This window comes from Lentzea sp. CA-135723, from assembly GCF_050936595.1.
Taxonomy (GTDB): domain Bacteria; phylum Actinomycetota; class Actinomycetes; order Mycobacteriales; family Pseudonocardiaceae; genus Lentzea.
In genome coordinates, this window is the sequence record NZ_JBNJMK010000002.1 from 1228928 (window position 1) to 1253340 (window position 24413).

The window sequence follows — 24413 nt, forward strand, 5'->3', positions numbered from 1 at the left end:
CGAGCCGAAGGGCGTGGCCTCCCGAACATCAAGTGTGCATCCGCATGTAGACGTCGCGAAACCGCGGGGCGGTACGAATGCAGTCGTGCTCGTGCTGCACGGTGGCCGCGAACACGGCCTGGAACCCGTCCGGCGGCACAACCTCGCCTACCTGAGGATGGTGCCGCTGGCCAGGGCGTTGCGCGCGCCCGGAGTCGAGGTGTGGACCCTGCGCTACCGGGTGCGCGGCTGGAACGCGCCGAGCCTCGACCCCGTCAAGGACGCGCGGTGGGCGCTCGACCGGATCAGCGAACTGCACCCCGGCGTGCCCGTAGTGCTCGTGGGGCACTCCATGGGCGGACGGACCGCACTGCGCGTGGCCGGCCATCCGAGCGTGGTCGCGGTGTGCGCGCTAGCGCCGTGGTTGGTGCCCGGCGAGCCGTACGAGCAGTTGAGGGGCAAGGCGCTGTTGATCGCGCACGGCGACCAGGAGCGGATGACGGACCCGGCCAAGTCGCTCGACTTCGCGCGGCAGGCCAAGACCGTCACGGACCGGGTGGCGCGGTTCAGCGTCGTCGGTGACGGGCACGCGATGCTCAAACGGGCCAGGGACTGGACGCGTCTGGTCGTAGCTTTCGTCCACGGTGAGCTGGGGCTCGAACCGGTGGCGCCCGACATCGCGAATGCCATGCGGGAGGCCTCGCCGCGGGGCCTCGACGTGCCGTTGGGAGGCTCGCGTGGCTGAGGTCGCCGTCATCGGAGCAGGGGTTGCCGGGCTCACGGCCGCATACGTGTTGCAACGCAGGCACGACGTGACGCTGTTCGAGGCCGACGACCGGCTCGGCGGGCACGCGCACACGCACGACATCGACGGTGTCGCCGTCGACTCCGGGTTCATCGTCCACAACGAACGCACGTACCCGAACCTGCTGCGGCTCTTCCGCGAGCTCGGCGTGTCCACTCAGGACTCCGAGATGTCGATGAGCGTGCGGTGCGACGGCTGCGGGCTGGAGTACGCGGGCGCGAAGAAGCTGCCGGGGCTGTTCGCGCGGACCGGCAACCTGACCAACGGCCGCTACCTGCGGATGCTCGCCGAGGTCACCCGGTTCTACAAGCACGCCCAGCGCGTCCTCGACCACGAGGAGGCGCACGACGTCACGCTCGGGGCGTTCCTCGCGATCGGCGGCTACTCCCGCTACTTCGTCGACCACTTCATCATTCCGCTGGTCAGCGCCGTGTGGTCGTCCGGCGCGGCGCTGAGCATGAAGTACCCGGCGTGGTACCTGTTCGAGTTCCTCGCGAACCACGGAATGCTCGCCATCGGCGGCACGCCGCAGTGGAAGACCGTCGTCGGCGGCTCGCGCACGTACGTCGAACGCGCTGTGCAGGGCCTTAACGCCGTGCACGTCGGCACGCCCGTGCGAGCCGTGACGCGCAACGGCCGTGGCGTCGAGATCCGCGACGAGAACAACGTCCTGCACACGGCGGACCACGTCGTCATCGCCACGCACCCGGACCAGGCACTCGGGCTGCTCGCCGACCCGACGCGCGAGGAGAAGGAGGTGCTCGGCGCGTTCCAGTACTCGCGCAACGAGACGTGGCTGCACACCGACGCCTCCATCCTGCCGCGCACGGCCGGCGCGCGGGCGTCGTGGAACCTCTACAAGCGGGCCTGCCGCGAGGCGAGCGACCAGGTGCTCGTCAGCTACCACATGAACCGGCTGATGCGGCTCGGCGGCTCGCGCGACTTCGTCGTCACGCTCAACCCGCACGACGTGAACCCGGACCGCGTGCTCGCGAAGATGGTCTACGAGCACCCGATCTACACGCCGGACTCCGTTGCGGCGCAACGACGCCTGCCCGAGATCAACACCGGCACGACCGCCTACGCCGGCGCGTACCACGGGTGGGGCTTCCACGAGGACGGCTGCGCGTCCGGCGTGCGCGCGGCCCGGCACTTCGGGGTCGACTGGTGATCTACGACGTACTCATCACCCACCAGCGCCGCGAGCTGATCGACCGGTCGTTCAGCCACCGCGCGTACATGTGGCTGGTGGACCTGGACGGGTTGCCGAGCCTGCCGTGGTGGGCGCGGCCGTTCGCGAAGTTCGAAGCCCGCGACCACCTCGGGTCGCCGGACCGGACCATCCGCGAGAACCTCGACGAGTGGCTGGCCGAGCGCGACATCGACCTCGGCGGCGGGCAGGTCCTGATGCTCGCCAACGCCCGTGTGCTCGGTTACGTCTTCAACCCGCTGTCCGTGTACTGGTGCCATGACGCGTCCGGTGAGCTCGTGTGTGTGGTCGCGGAAGTGCACAACACGTACGGCGGACGGCATTGCTATCTGCTGCGCACCGACGAACACGGCCGTGCGTCGGTGGACAAGGAGTTCTACGTGTCGCCGTTCCTGCAGGTCGACGGCCACTACGTGATGAAGATGCCCAAACCGGGAACCCAGCTGTCCGTGACCATCGCGTTGCGGCAGAACGGGAAGACCACCTTCAGCGCGACGATGAAGGGCGAACGCAGTTCGGGTCTGCGGATGCTCTTCAGACGGCCGCTCATGCCCCAGCGCGTGTCAGCGTTGATCCGCCGCCACGGAATCGCGCTCTACCTGAGGCGAGTCCCGATCATCCCCAGGAGTGATGGATGAGCACGTTGTCCCTGCCCCGTCCCGGCCAGGGCATCTGGCCAGGGCTCTTCACCGCGCCGCGCTCACCCCTGCGCGCGCGGATCGCCGAGTCGTTGTTCCGCAACGCCGTGCGCTCGCTGCCCGTGACCGTCGAGCTGCCGGACGGCCGCCGGTGGGGCGCGGGCGGTCCGGTCATGCGGCTGGTGCGGCCCGCGGCGTTCTTCCACCGGCTCGGCGCCGACGCCAAGATCGGCTTCGGTGAGGCGTACATGGTGGGCGACTGGGACGCCGAGGACCTCGCGGGCGTGCTCGCGGCGTTCGCGGCCCGGCTCTCCACCCTCATCCCGCCCGGCCTGCAGCGGATGCGGCGGTGGGCGGAGCGGCGGCAGACCGAGGTCAACGACGTCGCGGGCTCCCGGCAGAACATCCACCGGCACTACGACCTGTCGAACGAGCTGTTCGGGGTGTTCCTCGACGAGACGATGACGTACTCGTCAGCGCTCTTCGAAGGCTCGGACGTGGACCTGCGCACGGCCCAGCTGCGCAAGATCGACGGTGTGCTCGACTACGCCGGAGTCCGCGACGGCTCCCGAGTGCTGGAGATCGGCACCGGCTGGGGTGCGCTCGCGATCCGGGCCGCCCAGCGGGGTGCCACCGTCACGTCGCTGACCATCTCCGCCGAGCAGCGGAAGCTGGCGCTGGACCGGGTGAGGGACGCGGGTCTCCACGATCGGGTGACGGTCGAGCTGCGCGACTACCGCGAGGAGCACGGCCGGTACGACGCCGTCGTCAGCGTCGAGATGATCGAGGCGGTCGGTGCCGAGTACTGGCCCGAGTACTTCTCGATGCTCGACCGCGTGCTCGCCCCCGGCGGCCGCGTCGGCCTCCAGGCGATCACCATGCCGCACGACCGCATGATCGCGAGCAAGGCCAGCTACACCTGGATCCACAAGTACATCTTCCCCGGCGGGCTCATCCCGTCGGTGCGGTCGATCGAGGAGTCGGTGCGCGACCACACCCGGCTCGAGATCGTCGAGTCGCGGTCGTTCGGCCTCGACTACGCCGAGACCCTGCGGCGCTGGCGCGAGGAGTTCCTCACCCGTTGGGACGAGGTCAGCGACCTGGGCTTCGACGACACGTTCCGCCGGATGTGGGAGTTCTACCTCGCCTACTCGGAGGCCGGTTTCCGGGTCGGGTACCTGGGCGTTCAGCAATTCGGCATGGCCGAAAGACTGGGCCATTAGGACCACCTTCTGCCCCAAAAGGGTGCTGGTAACCCCACCCGACTGGACTTCGTGGTCCTCTTGGAAGCAGGCGGTATCAAACGGCTCGCTGCGGTCTCTTCTTCAGTGAAGCCCCTAGTGTCGCTGTAGTGGAGGAGGTCGCCGGGATGGTCATGCCCACAGCCGTGCGGTCCGGTGGCGGTGTCGCGGTCCTTGCTGTCAGTGAGGACACTGCGGTCTTCGACTCGCCAACCGTGCCCATGCGCCGTCGGGTGCCGCACCAGGCACCGGTCACCAACCAGTGGCTGGCCGAGGCCGAGTTCACCGACCTCGTCGACGCGGCCCTGGCCGGAGACAGACGGGCGACCGAGCACCTGCTCGGTCGCATCCAGCCGCTGATCGTGCGCTACTGCCGCGCCCGCGTCGGCGGCCGCGAGCGCACGCTGGTGTCGGCCGAGGACATCGCGCAGGAGGTCTGCGTGGCCGTCCTCGGCGCACTCTCGAAGTACCGCTACGAGCCGGGTTCGTTCCTGGCGTTCGTCTACGGCATCGCCGCGCACAAGGTGGCCGACGCTCGCCGTCGCGCCGTCCGCAACCGCGCCGAGGTCGTGCCGGAGCTCCCGGACTGCCCGTCGCTCGACGACGGCCCCGAGCAGCACGCGGTCAACGGCGAGATGCTGGCCCAGGTCACGCGCCTGCTGCACAAGCTGCCGTCCCGCCAGCGCGAGATCCTCGTGCTGCGGGTGGCCGTCGGCCTGTCCGCCGAGGAGGTCGCGCTGGCCGTCGCGTCCACCCCCGGTGCCGTGCGGGTGGCGCAGCACCGGGCGCTCAACCGGATGCGGGAGATGATCGCCGAGGAGGGCTGACCGCCTGGATGATCGCGGCGAGGTCTTGCGGGCAGGACAGGAACGGGGAGTGTCCTGCATCAAGACTCGCCTTCGCGGTCGCCCGCCGAGCCATCGCCTCCTGGGCGGCCGGCGGGATGGCGTTGTCGGCGGTCGCGATGACGTAGGTGCTCGGGGTGGTGTGCCAGGCCGCCTCGGTCACCTCTTCCAGGAACGCCTGCTTGCTCTGCGGGTGGAGCCTGTCCGCCGGCGGGTTCTCGACGCCGTTGAAGAAGACCGTCTCCGGCGTTTTCGCGTGGATGACGTCTTCTCTCATGTCCCACCACGGCGGCGGGGTGCCGCCGACCATCTTCATGAGCGAGTCGTTCACGTCCGGCATGAACGCGGCCACGTAGACGATGTGCCGGACGTCGGGGTGGGTCGCCTGGGTCGCCGGGATGCCGCCGTAGGAGTGGGCGACGATCACCGTCGGACCGCTGATCGCGTTCCGGATCGCTGCGGCGTCGTCGTGCATGCCGTGCCTGGGCGCGCTTTCCGGCGCCACGCTGGGCAGGTCGACCGCGTCGACTCGCCGGCCGTCGGATTCGAGGAGGGTGCGCAGCGGTTCCCAGCACCAGGAGCCGTGCCAGGCGCCGTGGACCAGCAGGATTGCGGGGCGTTCGGACATGTCCTCAGTGGACGCTCCCGGTCGCGTCGTGGCCAAGCGAGGGCTTCCGCTGAACGGAAGCAGCAGGGCTCGGAATCGATACCGACTGGCAGGTCCCCAGCGGTCCACTCACACGCCCGCCGGCATCAGCGTCAGCAGTGCGGCGGCACGTGCGCCCGCGATCACGCCCGGCAGCAGGTACGAGCCGGTCAGTGCGACGACCAGCAGCGGCATGGCGGACGTGGTGGTCGTCCCGAGCTGCGAGACGGCGCCTGCCCGGAGCAGCTGGAATTGCGCGTTTTTCCCGAGTGAGACCCCCATGCGCCGTTTCCAACGCATGATCACGGTCCGCGGGTGGCAAGGTTTACCCATGGCTGATCAGGACACCGCCTTCGACGTGCTGCTGACCGGCACCGTGTTCCTCGACATCATCTTCACCGGCCTGCCCCGCCCGCCGGCCCCCGGCACCGAGGTGTGGTCGGAGGGGCTCGGGTCGTGCCCCGGCGGCATCGCGAACCTCGCCGTGGCGTTGCGCAGGCTCGAGCTGAGGACGGCCCTCGCGGCCGCGTTCGGGGAGGACGCGTACGGCGACTTCTGCTGGGACGTGCTCGCGGACCAGGAGGGCGTCGACCTCTCCTACTGCCGCCGCTTCTACGGGTGGCATTCGCCCGTGACGGTCAGCATGGCGATGGAGCACGACCGCAGCATGGTCACGCACGGGCACAAGGCACCCGTCGCGGCCGATGACCTCTTCGCGCCGCCGCCGTCGGCCAAAGCGTGTTTTGTGCACATTCAGGCAGAAGACGAACAATGGGTGCGCACGGCCAAGAAGAACGGTGCGAAGCTCTTCGCCGACATCGGCTGGGACCGCACCGGCGCGTGGTCGCCGGAACTGCTCCGCCGGCTCGACGGATATGACGTGTTCCTCCCGAACCACGTCGAGGCGCAGGGCTACACCCGCACCGACACCCCGGAGGCCGCCGCGCGCCGGCTCGCCGAGCACGTGCCCGTGGTGGTCGTCACACGCGGAGGCGGAGGAGCGGTCGCCGTCGACAGCGCGACCGGCGAATGCGTGGACGTGCCGGGCCTCAACGTCGCCCCGCTCGACGCGACCGGCGCCGGTGACGTGTTTGGCGCCGGGTTCGTGATGGGCACTCTGGCCGGGTGGCCGCTCGAACACCGGGTGCGGTTCGCGAACCTGTGCGCCGCGCTGTCCGTGCAGCACTTCGGGGGTTCCCTGTCGGCCCCCGGCTGGGGAGACATCGCCGTGTGGTGGCGAACGGTGAGCAGGCGGCCGGACGAAGAGCTGTCGCGGTACGGGTTCCTCGACGACCTGCTGCCCGATCACACGGGCGTCGAGGTGCGGAGGGCCAGTCCGACGATCGGTCTGCGGCTACTCCGGTAGGTTGAAAACAGTCGATCAGCGGACGCAACCTAACCGGTCTCCCGCGCGACTTAATACGTAGAGAGTCTCTGGGGATGTGCTCGGAAGGAGTTGCGGGTTGTTCGCCGCACGCGCGTCAGGCTTGGTCAAGTTGTTGGGGTTGTGCCTGACGGCGGGTGTGCTCCTCGCCGCGATGGTGTTCCCGTTCGTCGGAGGTCTCGGGCTCGCGTCCAACCGCGCGGCCGACACGGTCGACCAGACGTCCGGTGACCTGGCGAAGGGCGAGCTGCCGCTCGTCACCACCATTCAGGACATGAACGGCGACGCGATCGCCTACCTGTACGACCAGTACCGCATTCCGCTGGAGTCCAAGGACATCTCGGACACCATGAAGCTCGCGATCCTGGCCATTGAGGACAAACGGTTCTACGAGCACCAGGGCGTCGACTGGCAGGGCATCGCCCGTGCCGCCGCCAAGGCCGGTGTGGACGGTGGGGCGACGCAGGGCGCGTCGACGCTCACCCAGCAGTACGTGAAGAACTACATGGCGTTCGTGCTCGGCGCCGACAACGAGCAGGAGGCCTGGGAGAAGGCCACCGAGGCCACGATCGGCCGCAAGATGCGCGAGGCGCGCGTCGCGTTGCAGCTCGAGCAGCAGATGACCAAGGAAGAGATCCTCACCGGCTACCTGAACATCGTGCCGCTGGGCAACCAGACGTACGGCGTCGGCGCGGCCGCGAAGGCGTACTTCAACACCACGGCGGACAAGCTGACGGTGCCGCAGGCCGCGTTGCTCGCCGCGATCGCGAACCGCCCGTCGTCGCTCAACCCCGGCACGGCGCAGGACAAGGCGCTGGAACGCCGCAACATCGTGATCGACAAGATGCGCGAGAACGGCGCGTTCGGCGCGGACGAGACCGAGGCCAAGAAGAAGGCCGACGAGTACAAGGGCCAGCCGCTGGGCGTCGTCCCGGACCTGCAGATCCTGCCGAAGGGCTGCGTCGGTGCCGGTGACGGACCGATCTACGGCTTCTTCTGCTCGTACCTGCTCGACTACCTGCGTGACGCGGGCATCACCGACAAGCAGCTGCAGCGCGGCGGGCTCACGATCAAGACGACGTTGGACCCGAAGGCCACCAAGGCGGCCAAGGACGCGGCCGAGCAGCAGGTCAGCAAGACCCAGGACGGCGTCTCGAACGTCATCTCGATCGTCCAGCCGGGCAGCGACAAGCACCGCGTGCGCGCGCTGGCCGCCTCCCGCGACTTCGGCAACAACGCCGAACTCGGCCAGGTGGCGCGTCCCGTGCCCGCCGAGGTGCTGCCGTTCGGTCCCGGCTCGGTGAACAAGGTCTTCACCGCCGCCGCGGCGATGCAGCGCAACATCACCGGCATCGACCGCAAGATCAAGGTGCCGAAGACGTACGCGTCGAAGGTCTACCCGAACGGCGGTTCGGCCTGGCAGGTGAAGAACGCGGGCAACTACGCCGAGGAGATGACGCTGACCCAGGCGCTGGCGCAGTCGCCGAACACGGGCTTCGTGATCCTGCAGGAGCAGGCGGGTCTGAACAACGTGGTCGACATGGCCTACAAGCTCGGCATGCGCGAGACGCTGTCCAAGGTCAACCGCGGCGGCGAGCCGTTGAAGTCCGACGGCTCGAACGGTCCCTCGCAGGGTGACTGGACGAAGCAGAACAACGCGGGCTCCTACACCCTCGGCCCCGGCGCGACCAGCGTCCTGGAGCTGGCGAACGTGGCCGCCACGATCGTCTCCAGCGGCACCTGGTGCCCGCCCACCCCGGTGGAGCAGGTCCTCGACCGCTACGGCAAGCCGATCCCGCTGAAGGAAGCCCCCTGCGAGCAGGCGGTCGAGCCCGCTCTCGCCGACTCCCTCGCCCAGGGCATGTCGCACGACATCACCGCGGGCGGCACGGCGGCGGGCGCGGCCGCGGGCGCGGGCTGGAACCGCCCGGCCATCGGCAAGACCGGTACGACCGAGGAGAGCAAGTCGGTGGCCTTCCTGGCCGCGACCCCGCAGTACGCGGGCGCCGTGATGACCTACGCGGACGGCAACAACCCGCAGGTCATCTGCGGCGACCCGATCCGCCTCTGCCCGAACAGCCGCAACGGCATCTTCGGCGGCCAGGGCGCCGCACCGACCTGGTTCAACGCCATGAAGGTGATCCACGAAGGCCTGCCCGTGGAACAGCTGAAGCCGGCAGCGGCCAAGTACAAGTAACCGCACCCGCACGGCCGAAGGGCCGCCGAACGCCACCAGGCGTCCGGCGGCCCTTTCGCTTTGCGGAGGGGGAGGCCGCCCCACACGACCTGGCCACCCGAAGTAACCACAACAAGCACCCCACCAGTCACCCCAGCCCCGGCAGACCTTTCACGATAAAGCGACTGACCAGTACAAACGCCGTCACGGGCATTGGTCCAAAGTCCGTTATCAAGCCGCGGCACGAGCCGGTCACTCAAAGTGACAAGCAGTGGGCCTAATCACCTGAACCCCCAGTTGGCTTGCCCGGCGCGGTGACGCGAGGTTACGTTCTGCGCCGCATGTCACGGTTCGATAACCGCAAGGACACGGATCCGCCCCCGAAGCGGTCCAGTCCACCACCGGGCCCCCGAAGCCCGCAGCCAGGCCCCCCGACGCCCGGCGAAGCGCGGTCAGCGAACTTCCCCGAGTGCATGGAGGCAGGTTTGGCACGGCATCGTCGTGCGAAGGGTCAGCTGGTGGACGTTCTCGCCAGAGTCGACCTGGACCGCAAGAAGGCCGTAGCGGCGGTCGTCGCCGCGGGCGCCCTCGCCGGCGCCGGGTTCGCCCAGGCGACCACCAGCGTCACCCCGATGGACCGCATCGTCCCCGTCGCGGCCACGAAGAACCTCGCTGCGGCGATGACCGGCCAGCAGCAGGACCAGGGCCCGCAGACGGTGCACTCCGTCGACACCGGCTCCGAGACGCGGAAGCTGCTGCAGGCCGAGCAGATCCAGGCGCAGTTCCACGTCAAGGAAGCGCTCAAGGGCGCTGAGACCTCGTACGTGAAGCGCGTCGAGGCCGAGAAGGCCGAGGCGGCGCGCAAGGCCGCCGAGGAGGAAGCCAAGCGGCCCAAGTGCGTGCGGCCCGCGCAGGGCTCGTTCACGTCCGGGTTCGGCGCGCGGTGGGGTACGAGCCACAACGGCATCGACATCGCGAACGCCATCGGCACGCCGATCGTCGCCGTCATGGACGGCACCGTCGTCGAGGCCGGGCCCGCGTCCGGCTTCGGGCTGTGGGTGCGGGTTCAGCACGCCGACGGCACGATCACGGTCTACGGCCACATGAACACCATCGACGTGCCGCAGGGCGCGCAGGTGAAGGCCGGGCAGCAGATCGCGACGATCGGCAACCGCGGCCAGTCGACCGGGCCGCACGTGCACTTCGAGGTGTGGGCGCAGGGCGGGCAGAAGATCAACCCGCTGCCCTGGCTGGCCGAGCGCGGCGTGAGTCTGTAAAACGCCGACACGATCACGAAAAGTGCGAATACTCTCCGAAGACGCCGCCGGGCATGAGGCTCGGCGGCGTCGAGACCGGAGTCGCGCCAGTGATCTACCGCAGCCCCCTGCCGGCGGTGGCAATTCCTGACCGCACTGTTCCCGAGCACGTGCTGGAACACGCACGGCACAACGACAAACTCGCGCTCGTCGACGTCGTCACCGGCGAGTCGCTCACCTACGCCCAGTTGGCCCATCAGGTCCGCAGAACGGCTAAAGGCCTTGTCCGCCAAGGCGTCAGGCCCGGCGACACGGTCGCGCTCGTCAGCCCGAACCGGCCTCGGTTCGCCATCGGGCTGCACGCGATCATGGCCGCGGGCGCGACGGCCGCGCTCATCAACCCGATGCTGACGCCGCCGGAAGTCCTGCGGCTCAAGGAACTCGCCGGGGTCACCAGCACGCTCGACCTCGACGACCTCCCCGAGGGCGACGTCGATTCGCTCCCACCGGGAAACCCCGACGCCACGGCCGTAGTGCTCTTCTCCAGTGGCACAACGGGTCTGACGAAAGCCGTCAAGCTGAGCCACCGGGCGCTCGTCGCGAACCTGGAGCAGCACCGGCCGGGCTGGCGCATCGACGCCACCGACGTGCTCGCCGCGAACCTGCCGTTCTTCCACGTCTACGGCTTCGCGATCATCCTCAACTCCGGGCTGCTCGGCGGCGCCACGGTCGTCACCATGCCGCGCAGCGACACGAGGACGTACCTGCAACGGCTGGCGGATCACCGTGTCACCCGGGCGTTCCTGGTGCCGCCGCTCGCCGCCGCCATCGCCGATCACGACGAACCGGTGCCGGAGCTCAACCTCAAGCTCGTCCTCTGCGGCGCCGCCCCGCTGGACGACGACGTCCGCGAACGGGCGGAGCGCAAGCTCGGAGCGCCACTGCGCCAGGGCTACGGACTCACGGAAGCCGGTGGCACGCACCAGACATTCGACGGTGACGTGGAATCCGACCCGGCGAGCGTCGGCGTGCTCTGTCCCGGTACCGAGGCGCGGATCGTCGAGCCCGGCACCACAACGGACGCAGGCGAGGGCGAGATGCTGATCCGCGGCCCGCAGGTCATGGACGGCTACCTGAACGACGAGCAGGCGACGGCCGAGGCGTTCGTGGACGGCTGGTTGCGCACCGGTGATCTGGTGCGAGTCCACAACGGCCGGTTCCACGTCGTGGACCGCATCAAGGAAATGATCAAGTACAAGGGTTACCAGGTCGCGCCCGCGGAGCTGGAGGCGGTGCTGCGACGGCATCCCGAGGTGCGGGACGCGGCCGTGATCGGTGCGCCCGATCGGGTTAACGGCGAGATCCCGAAGGCCTTCGTGGTCACGGAAGGCGATGTCACGGCGGAAGAGCTGATGACCTACGTCGCGGCGGAGGTGGCGTCCTACAAGAAGATCCGCCAGGTTGAGTTCGTGCGAGAGATACCGAGATCCGTGTCGGGCAAGATCCTTCGTCGCGTGCTCAAGAACCCGGAGCGGTGAGGGGTCCCGCACGGGTGGCGCCGAGGAGCCGGGCGGGCCGTTCCGCGAGCTCCTTGGCGCGCAAGGACATCGAGGTGGGCCAGATCTCACTGCGCCACCGGTGGTTCACCCCGGTGGAGCAGTCCGCCGATCTTTTGGGCCGAATCGTGAGCGGAGAGTTCGATCACCTCTCCGGTGGCTTGATCACGCCCGCGAACGGCTGGGAGATTTTTCCTCACCCACTGCGTGCATAAGGCCCTTCCTCTCCGACCGGTCAACGGGGATCGTCGCGAGTGGCTCCCCCAACCTCCAGGAGGCGTCGTGCCTGTCGGAACTTCCTCTGCTGCCTTGACTCTGGCGGTACACCTCGAACCCTCCCACCTCGAACTGGCCCGCGATCCGCTGCACGTCGAAATTCCGGCACAGGTGCGCGAGCGGGTCGCGCGCTGCCACGAGTTCGTGCTCGACGTCAGCACGTCCGGACGCTCCATCTACGGTGTCACAACGGGTTTCGGCCCGATGGTCGAGTTCGAGGGCCGCGCGGACGGCGCCGGGCAGAGCGACAACACCATCCTGCACCACATCGTCGGTCACGGTGAGCTGCTGCCGCCCGCCGTCGTGAGAGCCGCCGTCCTCGCGCGGCTCTTCTCGTTGGGACAAGGGCGATCCGGAGTGTCCGAGCAGGTCATGGACTCGCTGACTGCCATGCTGGACACCGCTTTCGCCCCAGCAGTACCACGTTTGGGGTCAGTCGGTGCGAGCGGTGATCTACAACCACTGGCCTATGTGGCCCATGCGTTGCGCGGCAACGGAAATGCTTTCTTCCAAAACGAGATCATGCCCGCCGGGGAAGCGCTCACACGGGCGGGGCTCCGGAAGCTCGTCCTCGACGGCCGCGACGCGCTCGCGTTGGTCAACGGCGTCTCGGTCACGGCGGCGGCTCTCGGACTCGCTGTCGCGCAGGCGGTTCGCGCGCGGAGGACCGCGGAGTTGTTGTCCGCCTTGATGACGGACGTGCTCGGCTGCGGCACCGAGTTCACGTCGGTTGGACTACTGGCCGCGTTCGGGCATCCGGACGTCGCTGAAACGGGTGCGTCCATCAGGTCATGGCTTGCGGGCAGCACACCGTCGGGAAACCGTCCGCTGCAAGAGCCTTACAGCATTCGCTGCACCCCTCAGCTGATCGGTGCGGCCGGCACCGGTGTGCGGCATGCGGGTGACGTCGTGCGCCGCGATCTCAACGGCGTGAGCGACAACCCGCTGTTCTTCCCGGAGACCGGTGAGGTCGTGCACGGCGGCAACTTCTTCGGCCAGCCCGCCGCCTTCGCCGCCGACCAGCTCAACGTCGCCCTCGTGCAGTTGGGCAACCTGGCCGAACGCCAGCTCGACCTGCTGGTGGATCCCCACCGCACCAACGGGTTGCCGCCGATGCTCAGCCCGGAGCCCGGCCGCCACCACGCCGTGCAGGGCATCCAGCTGTGCACCACCGCCACGGTCGCCGCCATGCGCAGGGCGGCAGCGCCCGCGGCGGCCCAGAGCCTGCCGACCAACCTGCACAACCAGGACGTCGTCCCGTTCGGCACGCAGGCCGCGCTCACCGCTCTCGATCAGTCCAAGTTGTTGCGTTACCTCCACGCGGGACTCGCCGTCGGACTGCGCCAGGCCGTCCACGTCGGCGCGCGCCACCCGCGGGCTCCCCGGCTCGCCGCGGTTTTCGAAACGTTGGCCGAAGTGGTGCCGCCCATCGTGGAGGACCGGCCCCTCGACACGACGCTGGCCGCGGTGGCGGACGTCCTCGACGAACTCGTGTCCGAAGTGGAGGGTGAGCGATGAGTGCTCCCGTCTGTCTCCCCACCTGGGGTCACACCTGGGTGGATCTCCCCGTGCTGCGGCTGCCGATGCCGGACGTGGACCTGATCAGCTGCGAGAGCGAGTGCTTCCGCACCCCGATCGCCATCACCGCCCCGGAGGACCCGGTCGAGCGGGCCGTGCACCGGTGGTTTCTCGGCCACCAGGGCGCTTTCGTGGTCTGGAAGTTTCTTTCGGATTCACTCGATCGGTTGATACGCGAGCCGGATTCGCGGTCAGTGGGCCTCGCTGCGCTTGGATACGACGCGTACTCGGTGATGCTCGCCTATTCGGGCAGTTGTTCCCGTGAGGTGTACGAGGACGTCATCCGGCCGATGATGGTGACGTTCGACCCGGCGTTCAGCGGGCGGTGGGCGCGTGACTACGAGCCTCTGCCCGGGAAGTTGCGCCGGGCCCGCACCGCACTGGGGCCCGCGGCGGCCGAACCGCTCTTCTCCGCGAGCAAGGCGAACCAGATGGCGCACATCGAGGTCATGCGCAGACTCGTGCCGGACGGCCCGTCGCTGCTGCGGGAGTCGGGGCGGGCGCGCATGTCCACCACCGACGCCGAGCGCGCGAGGTTCGACGAGTTCTTCCTGGTCAGCCGAGAGAACGTGTGCGACAGCCGCTATCGCGCACATCGGACCGCGATTCTGTCCGCGATCGGTCAGGACCTGGTGAAACACCCGCTGAGCCCCGAGTGCGGAGAGACACTCAGGACGTTCACCACCCGACTATGAGAGAAGGCCGCGCGTGAACGACTTCAAGACCGTGGTCATGACCCCGCAGATCTACCGCTACGTGCGTGAACAGGCAGGTCAGCCGACCGCCGTGCAGGAGAAGCTGATCGCCCGCACGGCCGAGCTCGGCGACTCGGCGGAGATGCAGATCCCGCACGAGCAGGCGGTGCTGCTGTCGCTGCTGGTCAAGCTCACCGGAGCGCAGACCGTGGTCGAGGTCGGCACCTACACCGGGTACTCCACGCTGGCGTTCGCGCAGGCACTCCCGCCGTCCGGCAAGGTCATCACCTGCGACCTCTCGGCCGAGTGGACGGCCGTCGCCGAGGAGGCGTGGCAGGCGGCCGGCGTGCGGGACAAGATCGACCTGCGGATCGGCGCGGCCGCCCAGACCCTGGCAGAGCTGCCCGAGGAACCGGTCGTCGACCTGGTGTTCATCGACGCGGACAAGGTCGGGTACGTGCACTACTGGGAACTGCTGGTGCCCCGCGTGCGGCAGGGCGGACTGCTGCTCGCCGACAACACCCTCTACTACGGCGAGGCGGCCGACGAGCAGCCGGAGGGCAACGCCGCCGCGATCGACGCCTTCAACAGGTTCGTGCGCACCGACTCGCGCGTCGAGTCGGTGCTGGTGCCGATCGCGGACGGCCTCACCATGGCCCGCAAGAAGTGAGGTCGCCAGGCGCGAGGTTGTGAGCATACCGACCGGTCGGTAGGGTGGCGTTCACTTCGCTGACCGGGAGGCGTTTCATGGCTCGTTGGGGTATCACGCTGCCGTTGATCGGTGTGCCGGTGCTGGAGCACCGCGCGCTGGTGTCCGAGCTCGCCGGGCTCGGCTACACGGACGTGTGGTCGGCCGAGACGACCGGCACCGACGCGTTCACGCCGCTCGCCCTGGCCGCGCAGTGGTCGGACGAGCTGCGCTTCGGCCCGGCGATCGCCCCCGTCTACACGCGCGGGCCCGCCACCCTGGCGATGACCGCCGCGACGCTCGCCGAGGTGACCGGCGGGCGGTTCGTGCTGGGCATCGGCTCGTCCTCGCCCGCGATCGTGCAGCGCTGGAACGCGATCCCGTTCGAGGAGCCGTTCAAGCGCACCCGCGACACGCTGCGGTTCCTCAAGGCCGCGCTGGCGGGGGAGAAGGTCAGCGTCGACTACGACACGTTCTCGGTGAAGGGCTTCAAGCTGGAGCGCCCGCCGGCCGAGCGGGTGCCGATCATGCTCGCCGCGTTGCGCCCGAACATGCTGCGCCTGGCCGGACGTGAGGCCGACGGCGCGATCACGAACTGGCTCGCCGCCACCGACGTGGCCCAGGTGCGCGCCGAACTGGGTGACGCGGAGCTCGCGGCCCGGATCTTCGTCTGCCCGACCGAGGACGCCGACGCCGCGCGGGCGTTGGGGCGCATGCTGATCAGCACCTACCTGACCGTGCCCGCGTACGCGGCGTTCCACGACTGGCTGGGCCGCGGCGACGCGCTGCGCCCGATGCGCGAGGCGTGGGCGGCGGGCGACCGCAAGGCCGCGTCGAAGGCCATCCCGGACGAGGTCGTGGACGCCCTCGTCGTGCACGGTTCCCTCGACCAGTGCCGCGCGCGCGTGGCCGAGTACCAGACGGCCGGCGTCGACACCCCGATCATCGCGCTCCTCCCGACCGGCGGCGACCAGGTCGAGCAGGTGCGCGCACTGGCACCCCAGAGGTAACCCCGTGCCCAGCGCGACCGAGCAGAAGATCATCGACACGGCCGTGCGGCTGTTCGCGTCGCAGGGCTACGACGCGACCTCGGTGCAGGAGATCGTGACGGCCGCCGGCATCACCAAAGGCGCGCTGTACCACTACTTCCGCGCCAAGGACGACCTGCTGCTGGAGATCTACCGGCTGCTGATCACGTCCCAGGCCGCGGACATGGACCGGATCATCGCCCTCGGCCTGCCCGCGGGCGAGACGGTCCGCGAGATCCTGGCGTCCCTCGTCGTCTCGACGGCCGAACGAGTCGACGAGACGGCGGTGTTCGTCCGCGAGCTGCACCGGCTCGGCGAGGACCGGATGGCGGAGTTCCGTTCGGAACGCCGTCGCTACCACGAGACGTTCCAGGCCGTGGTGGAGAAGGGGCAGGCGGACGGCGAGTTCAGCTCGCGGGTGCCGGCGGACACCGTCGTGCGGATCGCGCTGGGGGTCGTGAACCAGCTGCCGATGTGGTTCCGGCCGGACGGTCACAAGACGCCGGCGCAGCTGGCCGGGGAGATCGCCGACTTCGTGCTGGCCGGGCTGCGCTGACGGACAGGGAGCGGAAAGGGCGGTCTGCTGGACTGCTCCCATGTCCCCGCTGAACCTGTTGTTCGCGACCATGCCCGTGCCGGGCCACGTCGCGCCGTTGTTGCCCATCGCCCGTGCGCTGACCGAACGCGGCCATCACGTGCGGTGGTGCACGGGCCGTGTGTTCGAAGAGAAGATCACCGCTACCGGCGCGCAGTTCGTCGCGATGGACCCGTCGATCGACCACCGGGGACGCAACGTCGACGAGCTGTTCCCCGAGCGGACCCGGCTCAAGGGCGTGGCGAAGCTGCGCTACGACATGCGCGCGGTGTTCCTCGACCCGATCCCCGCGCAGGTGGACGACCTGCGGCGGGCGTGCGCGGAGCCCGTCGACCTGGTGCTGCACGACACGGCGTACGTCGGCGCGGTGGTGCTGGAGCAGCTCGGCGGTCCGCGCGCGGTGAGCGTCGGGGTGACGCCGATGATGCTGCCGGCGCCGGACGTGCCGCCGTTCGGACCTGGGCTGCGGTACCGGACCGGGCCGGTGGCGCGCCTGGGCTACGCGGCGGTGCGGGGGCTGCTGGACAACGTGGTGTTCAAGCCCGTTTTCGAGCACCGGGACCGGATTCTCGCCGGGCTGGGGCTGCCGCCGGGGCAGCGCGGGCTCGCGAGCGTGTCGCCGCACCTGCACCTGCAGAACGGCGTGGCCGGCCTGGAGCACCCGCGGTCGTTCCTGCCGGAGCAGGTGCGGTTCGTCGGCGCGCTGGTCGATCCGGCGCCCGCGGCGGAGCTGCCCGACTGGTGGGAGCGCGCGCTGTCCACCGAGCGGCCGATCGTGCACGTCACCCAGGGCACGGTCGCGGACATGGACCTCGGACAGCTCGTGCTGCCGACGATCCGAGCGCTCGCCGGCGAACCGGTCACCGTCATCGCGAGCGTGGGCGCGCACGATGTCGGCGAGTTGCCGCCTAACGCGTTCGCGGCGCCGTTCCTGCCCTATGACCAGCTATTGCCACGTGTCTCCGTGATGGTCACCAACGGTGGTTTCGGCGGCGTGCAGCTCGCGTTGGCCGAGGGGGTTCCGTTGGTGGTGGCGGGCACCACGGAGGACAAGCCGGAAGTGGCCGCACGGGTGGAACGGTCCGGCGCGGGCCTGAACCTGCGCACGTCCACGCCGTCGGAGAAGGCGATCAAGGCGGCGGTCAGCGCCGTGCTGTGGGGTTCGTACCGCGAGCGCGCGGCGTCGCTGGCGGCCGAGTACCGGCGGCACGACGCCGGTGAGCTCAGCGCCGACCACGTCGAGCGGCTCGTTCAGACCAGCGCGGCCAACGGGGTGCAGACCGGCTGAGCGGGCAGGGCCGGCCGGAGCCCGTCGAGGCCGGGCAGTTCGGCCAGCAGCGCGCGCAACGCGGCGAGGTGGAGCGGGTCGGTGATCCGCTCCACAGCCCGTGCGAGTTCATCAGCCCACTGCGGGCCGTCCAGCGCCACGAGATGAGCAGCAGCAACGGCCGTGCGGATCGGTAGCGCCCGTGTGGTGCTCACGGTCTGGCGGAAGAGGTCCACGGCCGTGTCGACGTCGCCGTTGGCCGCGTGGGCGACCCCGAGCAACGCCGTGGCGGCCGCGGCGAGGTCGTGCGCGGCCAGCTTCACAGCGTCGTGCCGGACGGCCTCGATCGCGGCGGGGTCGAGGTCGAGGTAGGCGAGCCGGAGCTCGGCGTAGCCGCGTTTGACGGGGGAGCGGCAGTCCAGCGCGGCGTCGCGGGCATGGGCCCAGCGCGTGCGGGCCAGGTCTTCCCGGCCGGCGTGCTCCTCGGCGTCACCCAGCCTGAGCTGCGAGTACAGCACCCCGAACCGGTCTTCGATGCTCTCGAAGTACCGCAGGTTCGCCGTGGCGGCGGCGACGGCCTCCTCCAGGTCGCCCGCGCGCCGGTGCAGATCCGACCTGGCGGCGTCGAGGATCGCCTCGATCCACGGGTGGTGGAGGCCGGCGAGCGCCTTCTCGGTGTCGTCGAGGCACTGCTGCGCCAGTTCCGGGCGCAGGTGCACGGCCACGACCGTGATGGCGACGAGCGCGATCCGCACGTCGTCCTTCGCCTCGGTGGTCTCGAACAGGCCGAGGACCCGTTCGGCCGGGAGCCACGGATCGGGCAGCGCGCCGGACATCCAGGCGAGGTAGCTGTGCCACGCCAGCGCCACGGCGAGCGCGCCGTCGCAGCCGGGCCGCGGGTCGGCGTCGAAGCAGTCGATCGCGCGCCCGAGCCACGCGGCGCCCTCCGCCTCGCGGCCGCTGACGTACCAGAAGTAGCCGAGCAGTCCCTGCAGCGCGATCGCCCGCGGCCCGTCGCCGGTGTCGAGCAACCAGGTCGTGACGGCGCGCAGGTTCGGCAGCTCGGCGAGGAACCGGGTGAGCAACGCGTCCTGGCCGGGCGCGCTCAGCCCGTCGTAGACCTCACGCGCGAACGCGAGCAACACGTCGGCGTGCCGGTCGCGGAATTCTTGGGTGTCGGTGGTCGCGGCGGCGTAGACCCTGACGGTCTCCAACAGCCGGAAGCGGCCGTCGCGTCCCGTCACCACCAACGACTTGTCCACGAGCCGTGCGAGCACAACGGCGTCGGCACCACACACACGTTCCGCGTCCGCGAACACGCACCCGTCCTGGAACACCGACAGCCCGGCGAACACCCGCCGTTCCGCGGGGGTGAGCAGGTCGTGGCTCCAGTCGAGCACCGACCGGAGCGAGTGGTGCCGCGCGGGAGCGTGCCGGGCGGCGTTCGCCAGCTCGTCCAGCCGCGACCCGATCTCGCCGAGGGAGAACAGCCGCGTCCCGGCCGCCGCGATCTCGATGGCGAGCGGCAACCCGTCCAGCCGCCCGCACAGCCTCGCGAGCTCCGCGTCGTCCCCCCGCGCGGCGGGCGCGCGGTCGCGGAACAGCCGCATCGCGTCGGCGAGCTCGAGCGGGGCGAGCGGGTACGGGCGTTCGCCCTCGACGTTCAGCGGCTCCCGGCTCGTGGTGAGGACCGTGAGGCGCGGGCACAGACCGAGCAACGTGCTCACGGCCGCGGCGGCGTCGTCCACGAGGTGCTCGCAGTTGTCCAGCACCAGCAGCACTTCGCGGTCGCGCAACCACGACAGCAACCGGTCGCGGCCCACTCCTTCGCCGGGCAGCACGGTGGCGGAGACCGCGTCGAGCACGGCGCCGTCGCGCGCCACGGAGGCGAGCTCGACCATCCAGGCGCCGTCGCGGTAGGTGTCGCGGAGGCGGTGGCCGAGCTCGCGGGCGGCACGGGTCTTGCCGGCGCCGCCGGGGCCGGTGATGGAGACGAGGCGGTGGGAGTGCAGGAGGTCGTGCAGGTCGGCGAGGGCGGTGTCGCGGCCGGAGAGGTGGCCGATGGGGTGGGGCACGTTGCCGGGAGTGGGGTTGGCGGCGGGGGCTGGCGGCTGGATGGGGTGCGAGGCGGGGTTACGGGTGAGGGCTTGAGGCTGTGCGGAACGCGGCTGGGCGTGTAGGCGGTCGTCGGTGCGCAGCAGGTCCAGGTGCAGGGCCGCGATCTCCGGTGACGGGTCGGCGCCCAGCTCGTCCGCCAGCCGTTCGCGCAGGCCGCCGAACACCACCAGCGCCTCCGGCCGCCGCCCCTGGGCCGCGAGCGCGCGCATCAGCAGGGCCGCCGGCCGTTCGCGCAACGGGTGCCGTGCCACCAGGCCGGTCAGCTCCGCCAGCACGTCCGCCGACCTGCCCAGCGCGATCTCCGCGTCCGCCGCAGTCTCGATCGCGGTGAGGCGCAGCTCCTCCATCTCGGCGCGCCAGGCATCGGCGAAGTCGAACTCCACCGGGGCGCGCCACCTGTCCAACGCCTGTCGCAGCACGGGTACGGCGGCCTCGGGCTCGCCGGTGCGGGCCAGGGTGCGGCCTCGGGCGCAGGCTTCGGCGAACGCGTCGGCGTCGACCTCGCCGGGGTGCGTCACGATGCGGTAGCCGCCCGGCTCGGACAGCAGGCGTGGTTCCGGCAGGGCGGCGCGGAGCTTCGCGATCTGCACGTGCAGCGCGTTCACCGGGTCCTTGGCGGTGTGGCCCGTCTCGAACAGGCGGGTGGCGCTCACCGCGTCCGGCCGGGAGATCAGCAGCATCGCGAGGATCGCCCTGGCGCGGGCACCCGGCAACGCGACCGGGGTGCCGTCGCCGGCGTGCACCGCTACCGGGCCGAGCAGGTGGAAACGCATGCGGGGGAGTGTTCCATGTGAGCGCTTCCAGGTGTTCTGACCAGCGAATCAAGACGGTGGAAAGGGGTCCCGCGTTGGGTTTGGGGCATGAAACTCGGTCTTGCCCTGCCCCAGTACGGCGTCTTCGCCGATCCGTCCGCCGCGCTGCGCGTCGCCGTCGAGGCGGAGGGCATGGGCTTCGACAGCCTGTGGGCGGCCGACCGGCTGCTGTTCCCCACCCGGCCGCGCGATCGGTACCTCGGCGCGGACGGCGTGATGCCCTCCGCCTACGAGAACTTCCTCGACCCGCTCACGTTGCTCGCCGCGGTCGCCACCACGACCTCGCGGGTGCGGCTGGGCACGAGCACGCTCAACGGGTTGTGGCAGCCGCCCGCCCTGCTCGCCCGCACCGTGACGACCCTCGACCAGCTGAGCGGCGGCCGGATCGACCTCGGCCTCGGCGTGGGCTGGATGCGTGACGAGTACGAGGCCGCCGGGGTGCCGTGGCAGGGGCGTGGCGCGCGGCTGGACGAGACGCTCGACGTGCTGGAGGCGTTCTGGGCGGGCGGGGTCGTCCGGCACGACGGTCCGTTGTGGACGGTGCGGGAGTCGCGGGTCGGGGCCAGGCCCGTGCAACGGCCGCGGCCGCCGGTGCTGCTCGCGGGACTCGCGCCGGCCGCGTTCACCCGCATCGCCCGGCGCGCGGACGGCTGGCTCGCCGTCGGCCTGCCGCTGCCCGCGCTGACCGCGACCGTCGAGTCGATCCGGCGGCAGGCCGAGTCGTTCGGCCGCGACCCCGCCGCGCTGCGGTTCCCGTTGCGGATCAACCCGTACGTCACGCGGGCAGAGGCGGACCCGGCGCACGTCCCGCACACCGGCACGGTCGCACAGCTCGCGGAGTACGTGCGCGGCATCGGCGGGCTGCTGGACGAGGTGTTCGTCGACTTCCAGCTCACCGCGGGCTCCGTCGACGAGTACCTGGAACTGGCCCGCGCGTTGATCACGGCCGTCCGGTAACGGCGGACCAGGTGCGATCGACCTCAAGGACATAGGGGGTCACCATGTCGCACCAGCCACCGGAGTACGGGCTCGCGCCGCCGTTGCACGAGGTCCCCAGGTCGCCCAAGGGTCCGTGGATCGCGTTCCTGGTCGTCGCGCTGGTGGCGGTGCTGGCCGCGCTCTACGGCGGCCGCGTGGCCGACTCGGTGCGCGAGGCCGTGGCTCCGGAGGTGTCGCTGGTTCCGGTGTCGTCCTCGCCAACACCCGTCGAGCGGTTCGTGGTGTTCGAGGTGACCGGCACCGGCACGGCGTTCTCCGTCACCGCCACCGCCGGCTCGACCGTGCGCACTCACACGAACGTGACGCTGCCGTGGACCGAGACCCTCGACGTGCCGCCCGGCACGACGCGGGTGCCCGTGACGCTCGTCGTGGTCGCCGGCGCGGACGGGGCCGAGGTGTACGGCAAGTACACGATCGACGGCACGACCGTCCGCGACGGCAGGGCGTCCGGGCCCTACGGCGTTCTGACGATCACCGACTCCTGAGCACTTCCAGCGCCTTGTCGGCGTGGGCGTTCATGGAGAACTCGCTCTTGATCACCTCGATGACCTCGCGGCCCGCGCCGATGACGAACGTGTGCCGCTTGACCGGCGTGATGCCGAACCGGCGCTTCACCCCGAACCGGGCGGCCACCTCGCCGTCGGCGTCGGAGAGCAGCGGGTAGTCGAAGCCGTTCAGGTCCGCGAACTCCTTCTGCTTCGCCACGTCGTCCATCGAGATGCCGACGCGCTGGGCGCCCGCCTCGGCGAACTCCTTGGCGAGGTCGCGGAAGTGGCAGCTCTGGGCGGTGCAGCCGGAGGTCATCGCGGCCGGGTAGAAGAACAGCACGACCGGGCCGTTCTCCAGCAACGCGGACAGCGTGCGCGGGGTGCCGTCCTGGTCGGGCAGGGTGAAGTCGGGGGCGAGGTCGCCGGGCTTCATGGATCTCCAATACGCTCGGGCCGTGACCAGCATGTCCGACGTGGCCAAGGCCGCAGGGGTGTCCGCTGCGACCGTATCGCGCGCCCTGCGGGGCGAACCGGGCGTGTCCGAGGCGACCCGGCAGCACGTGAGCGAGATCGCGCGGCGGATGAAGTACGCGATCGCCCGCGACGCCTCCTCTTTGGCCGGTGGCCGCCGGTACGCGATCGCCGTGCTCACCGCCGAGGTCAGTCCCGTGCTCGCGGGGGCCGAGGGCGCGTTGCGGCAGGCCGGGTACGACGTGTTGTTGTACGTCCTCGGTGACGCCGACGCGCGTGCGAAGTTCTTCGGCGAACTGCCGTTGGGGCGCCGTGTGGACGGTGTGCTGCTGCTGTCGATGTCGTTGGACGACGCGGAACAGACGGCGTTGGAGTCGTTGGAGGTCCCCTACGTCGCATTGGACGACACGGATCTGCGGCACGCGTTGCAGACGGCGGTGACGCACCTGCGCACGCTCGGCCATCGGGACGTGGCACTGGTGCTTTCGGACGGTGGTGACGAGACCTACGACGAGATCCTCGCCGAGGCGGGCCTCGCCGTCCGTCCGGAGTGGACGGTGTGGTGCTCGCCCACGGTGGACGGCGGCGAGCAGGTGGTCGACGTGCTGCTCGACGGCGAACGGCTGCCGACCGCGGTGATCAGCTCGAACGGCGCCGCGGCCGTGGGGATCTTCCTGCGCATGCAACGGGACGGGCGCGCGGTGCCGGACGAGGTGTCGATCGTGTCGCTGGACGGCCAGGAGCTCACCCGCGTGGTCGGGCTGACCGCCGTCGAGGGGGCGGCGAAGGAGCAGGGCGAACGGGCCGTCGCCGACCTGTTCACCCTGATCAGGGGCGGCGAGGTCGAACCGGCGGAGCACCCGCTGCGGCTGGTCGTCAGGAACTCGAGCGGACCCGCGAGCTGACGAACCGCAGCCGGCCGGGCTCGTCGCCGCGGGGGAGCGCGACCAGCTCGTAGGTGTGGGTGGTGCGGCCTCCCGCCGTCGGCACGGTGTACGAGGCGTGCTCCCCGAGTTCCGTGGGCGCGTACGGGTTCGTCTCGCCCGCGAGCGGTCCGTCGACGTACACGGCCGTGCAGACGCGCACCTCAGGCGCCTCCCGATCCCCGATGTGCTTCATCCGCCCAAAGTACTGTGGCCCGCATGCCCGCCCAGGAGCGCCTCACCGAACTGCCCGACCTCCCCACGACGCCCGGCTACGCGCACGCCGTCGTGGTCACCGGCAGGCTCGCGTTCATCTCCGGCCAGGTCGCCGTCGACGCGGCCGGGTGCGTGGTCGGAGTGGACGACCTGGCGGCGCAGACCCGCCAGGCGTTGAGCAATCTTCATCACGTCATGCGAGGTTTGGGCGCCGACTGGTCGGATGTCGTCAAGTTCACCTGGTACGTCATGGACGCGTCAGAGGTGCAGACCATTCGTGACGTCCGTGACGAAATCCTGCGTCCCGCGCTCGGAGAAGTGCGCAACCCGGCCAGCACGCTGGTTCAGGTGGCCGCGTTGTTCGGGCCCGATTTCCTGGTCGAGGTGGAGGCCGTCGTGGCCATTCCAGGCGACCCATCGGATGTCTAATGAAATGCATCTCTGCGTATGCGTCTCGACCGGCCTGCACCCTTCGGGTGACCAGGGTCCATTTGCTCTGGTAATGCGGACCGGGGTGTGACAT

General features: G+C 70.2%; 24 protein-coding genes. 19 read left to right on the forward strand and 5 right to left on the reverse strand.

Annotated features, from left to right (window positions below):
- The first annotated feature begins 85 nt into the window (after window positions 1–85).
- The 5 genes from ACQEU1_RS41660 (at window position 86) to shbA (ending at window position 4700) form a co-directional block, all read left to right on the forward strand.
- The gene (locus ACQEU1_RS41660; RefSeq protein ID WP_433215171.1) at window positions 86–724 is read left to right on the forward strand and encodes an alpha/beta hydrolase; all 639 of its coding nucleotides are present in this window, start codon (window positions 86–88) and stop codon (window positions 722–724) included.
- A complete protein-coding gene (locus ACQEU1_RS41665; RefSeq protein ID WP_433215174.1) occupies window positions 717–1955 on the forward strand; it encodes an NAD(P)/FAD-dependent oxidoreductase in 1239 nt (412 codons plus the stop codon). Before ACQEU1_RS41660 ends, ACQEU1_RS41665 begins: the two co-directional genes overlap by 8 nt.
- Window positions 1952–2632, forward strand: a complete 681-nt coding sequence (locus tag ACQEU1_RS41670) for a DUF1365 domain-containing protein (RefSeq protein WP_433215177.1) — start codon at window positions 1952–1954, stop codon at window positions 2630–2632. Before ACQEU1_RS41665 ends, ACQEU1_RS41670 begins: the two co-directional genes overlap by 4 nt.
- Entirely contained in the window at window positions 2629–3855 is a 1227-nt protein-coding gene (locus tag ACQEU1_RS41675; protein ID WP_433215180.1) for a class I SAM-dependent methyltransferase, read from the forward strand. The genes ACQEU1_RS41670 and ACQEU1_RS41675 overlap by 4 nt, the downstream gene beginning before the upstream one ends.
- Window positions 3856–4094: 239 nt before the next feature.
- Complete coding sequence (gene shbA, locus ACQEU1_RS41680; RefSeq protein ID WP_433217062.1) at window positions 4095–4700, forward strand: RNA polymerase sigma factor ShbA; 606 nt, start codon at window positions 4095–4097, stop codon at window positions 4698–4700.
- On the opposite strand, the gene ACQEU1_RS41685 is transcribed toward shbA, so the two are convergent.
- Window positions 4663–5346, reverse strand: coding sequence for an alpha/beta fold hydrolase (locus ACQEU1_RS41685; protein WP_433215183.1), 684 nt, complete (start codon window positions 5344–5346; stop codon window positions 4663–4665). The two genes, shbA and ACQEU1_RS41685, sit on opposite strands and share 38 nt — an antisense overlap.
- A gap of 108 nt (window positions 5347–5454) precedes the next feature.
- Entirely contained in the window at window positions 5455–5646 is a 192-nt protein-coding gene (locus ACQEU1_RS41690) for a hypothetical protein (RefSeq protein ID WP_433215186.1), read from the reverse strand.
- 49 nt (window positions 5647–5695) lie between these two features.
- Between ACQEU1_RS41690 and ACQEU1_RS41695 the strand changes: the two genes are divergently transcribed.
- From ACQEU1_RS41695 to ACQEU1_RS41740, 10 genes are all read left to right on the forward strand, one after another.
- Complete coding sequence (locus ACQEU1_RS41695; protein ID WP_433215189.1) at window positions 5696–6730, forward strand: carbohydrate kinase family protein; 1035 nt, start codon at window positions 5696–5698, stop codon at window positions 6728–6730.
- 121 nt (window positions 6731–6851) lie between these two features.
- Window positions 6852–8945, forward strand: a complete 2094-nt coding sequence (locus ACQEU1_RS41700) for a transglycosylase domain-containing protein (RefSeq protein ID WP_433215192.1) — start codon at window positions 6852–6854, stop codon at window positions 8943–8945.
- A gap of 497 nt (window positions 8946–9442) precedes the next feature.
- Complete coding sequence (locus ACQEU1_RS41705) at window positions 9443–10201, forward strand: M23 family metallopeptidase (RefSeq protein WP_433215195.1); 759 nt, start codon at window positions 9443–9445, stop codon at window positions 10199–10201.
- 116 nt (window positions 10202–10317) lie between these two features.
- On the forward strand, window positions 10318–11718 hold the full coding sequence (locus ACQEU1_RS41710; protein WP_433215198.1) for an AMP-binding protein: 1401 nt from the start codon (window positions 10318–10320) through the stop codon (window positions 11716–11718).
- Window positions 11719–12045: 327 nt separating this feature from the next.
- Window positions 12046–13530, forward strand: coding sequence for an HAL/PAL/TAL family ammonia-lyase (locus ACQEU1_RS41715; protein WP_433215201.1), 1485 nt, complete (start codon window positions 12046–12048; stop codon window positions 13528–13530).
- Window positions 13527–14285 (forward strand): hypothetical protein, encoded by a 759-nt coding sequence (locus tag ACQEU1_RS41720; protein WP_433215204.1) that lies wholly within the window; start codon window positions 13527–13529, stop codon window positions 14283–14285. The genes ACQEU1_RS41715 and ACQEU1_RS41720 overlap by 4 nt, the downstream gene beginning before the upstream one ends.
- A 13-nt stretch (window positions 14286–14298) precedes the next feature.
- Window positions 14299–14955, forward strand: coding sequence for an O-methyltransferase (locus tag ACQEU1_RS41725; protein ID WP_433215207.1), 657 nt, complete (start codon window positions 14299–14301; stop codon window positions 14953–14955).
- A gap of 77 nt (window positions 14956–15032) precedes the next feature.
- Window positions 15033–15983 carry an LLM class F420-dependent oxidoreductase gene (locus ACQEU1_RS41730; protein WP_433215210.1) on the forward strand — a complete coding sequence of 317 codons (951 nt, stop codon included), beginning with the start codon at window positions 15033–15035 and terminating at the stop codon, window positions 15981–15983.
- 4 nt (window positions 15984–15987) lie between these two features.
- Window positions 15988–16557: a TetR/AcrR family transcriptional regulator gene (locus ACQEU1_RS41735; RefSeq protein WP_433215213.1), complete on the forward strand. Its 570-nt coding sequence runs from the start codon at window positions 15988–15990 to the stop codon at window positions 16555–16557.
- Between the two features lie 40 nt (window positions 16558–16597).
- Window positions 16598–17884, forward strand: a complete 1287-nt coding sequence (locus ACQEU1_RS41740) for a glycosyltransferase (RefSeq protein WP_433215216.1) — start codon at window positions 16598–16600, stop codon at window positions 17882–17884.
- Here the strand turns inward: ACQEU1_RS41740 and ACQEU1_RS41745 are convergent.
- Window positions 17848–20754, reverse strand: coding sequence for an AfsR/SARP family transcriptional regulator (locus ACQEU1_RS41745; RefSeq protein WP_433215219.1), 2907 nt, complete (start codon window positions 20752–20754; stop codon window positions 17848–17850). The two genes, ACQEU1_RS41740 and ACQEU1_RS41745, sit on opposite strands and share 37 nt — an antisense overlap.
- Before the next feature lie 87 nt (window positions 20755–20841).
- Here ACQEU1_RS41745 and ACQEU1_RS41750 point away from each other — a divergent pair, with 87 nt between their 5' ends.
- Together ACQEU1_RS41750 and ACQEU1_RS41755 are read left to right on the forward strand one after the other, a co-directional pair.
- The gene (locus ACQEU1_RS41750) at window positions 20842–21750 is read left to right on the forward strand and encodes a TIGR03619 family F420-dependent LLM class oxidoreductase (RefSeq protein ID WP_433215222.1); all 909 of its coding nucleotides are present in this window, start codon (window positions 20842–20844) and stop codon (window positions 21748–21750) included.
- A 44-nt stretch (window positions 21751–21794) separates the two neighbouring features.
- Window positions 21795–22277, forward strand: coding sequence for a hypothetical protein (locus ACQEU1_RS41755; RefSeq protein WP_433215225.1), 483 nt, complete (start codon window positions 21795–21797; stop codon window positions 22275–22277).
- Here the strand turns inward: ACQEU1_RS41755 and ACQEU1_RS41760 are convergent.
- Complete coding sequence (locus ACQEU1_RS41760) at window positions 22264–22713, reverse strand: peroxiredoxin (RefSeq protein WP_433215228.1); 450 nt, start codon at window positions 22711–22713, stop codon at window positions 22264–22266. The genes ACQEU1_RS41755 and ACQEU1_RS41760 overlap by 14 nt on opposite strands.
- Window positions 22714–22744: 31 nt before the next feature.
- On the opposite strand from ACQEU1_RS41760, the gene ACQEU1_RS41765 reads away from it, so the two are divergent.
- Window positions 22745–23656 carry a LacI family DNA-binding transcriptional regulator gene (locus ACQEU1_RS41765; RefSeq protein WP_433217065.1) on the forward strand — a complete coding sequence of 304 codons (912 nt, stop codon included), beginning with the start codon at window positions 22745–22747 and terminating at the stop codon, window positions 23654–23656.
- Here the strand turns inward: ACQEU1_RS41765 and ACQEU1_RS41770 are convergent.
- Entirely contained in the window at window positions 23628–23870 is a 243-nt protein-coding gene (locus tag ACQEU1_RS41770; protein WP_433215231.1) for a hypothetical protein, read from the reverse strand. The two genes, ACQEU1_RS41765 and ACQEU1_RS41770, sit on opposite strands and share 29 nt — an antisense overlap.
- A gap of 23 nt (window positions 23871–23893) precedes the next feature.
- Between ACQEU1_RS41770 and ACQEU1_RS41775 the strand changes: the two genes are divergently transcribed.
- Window positions 23894–24319 carry a RidA family protein gene (locus tag ACQEU1_RS41775; RefSeq protein WP_433215234.1) on the forward strand — a complete coding sequence of 142 codons (426 nt, stop codon included), beginning with the start codon at window positions 23894–23896 and terminating at the stop codon, window positions 24317–24319.
- Window positions 24320–24413 lie beyond the last annotated feature (94 nt).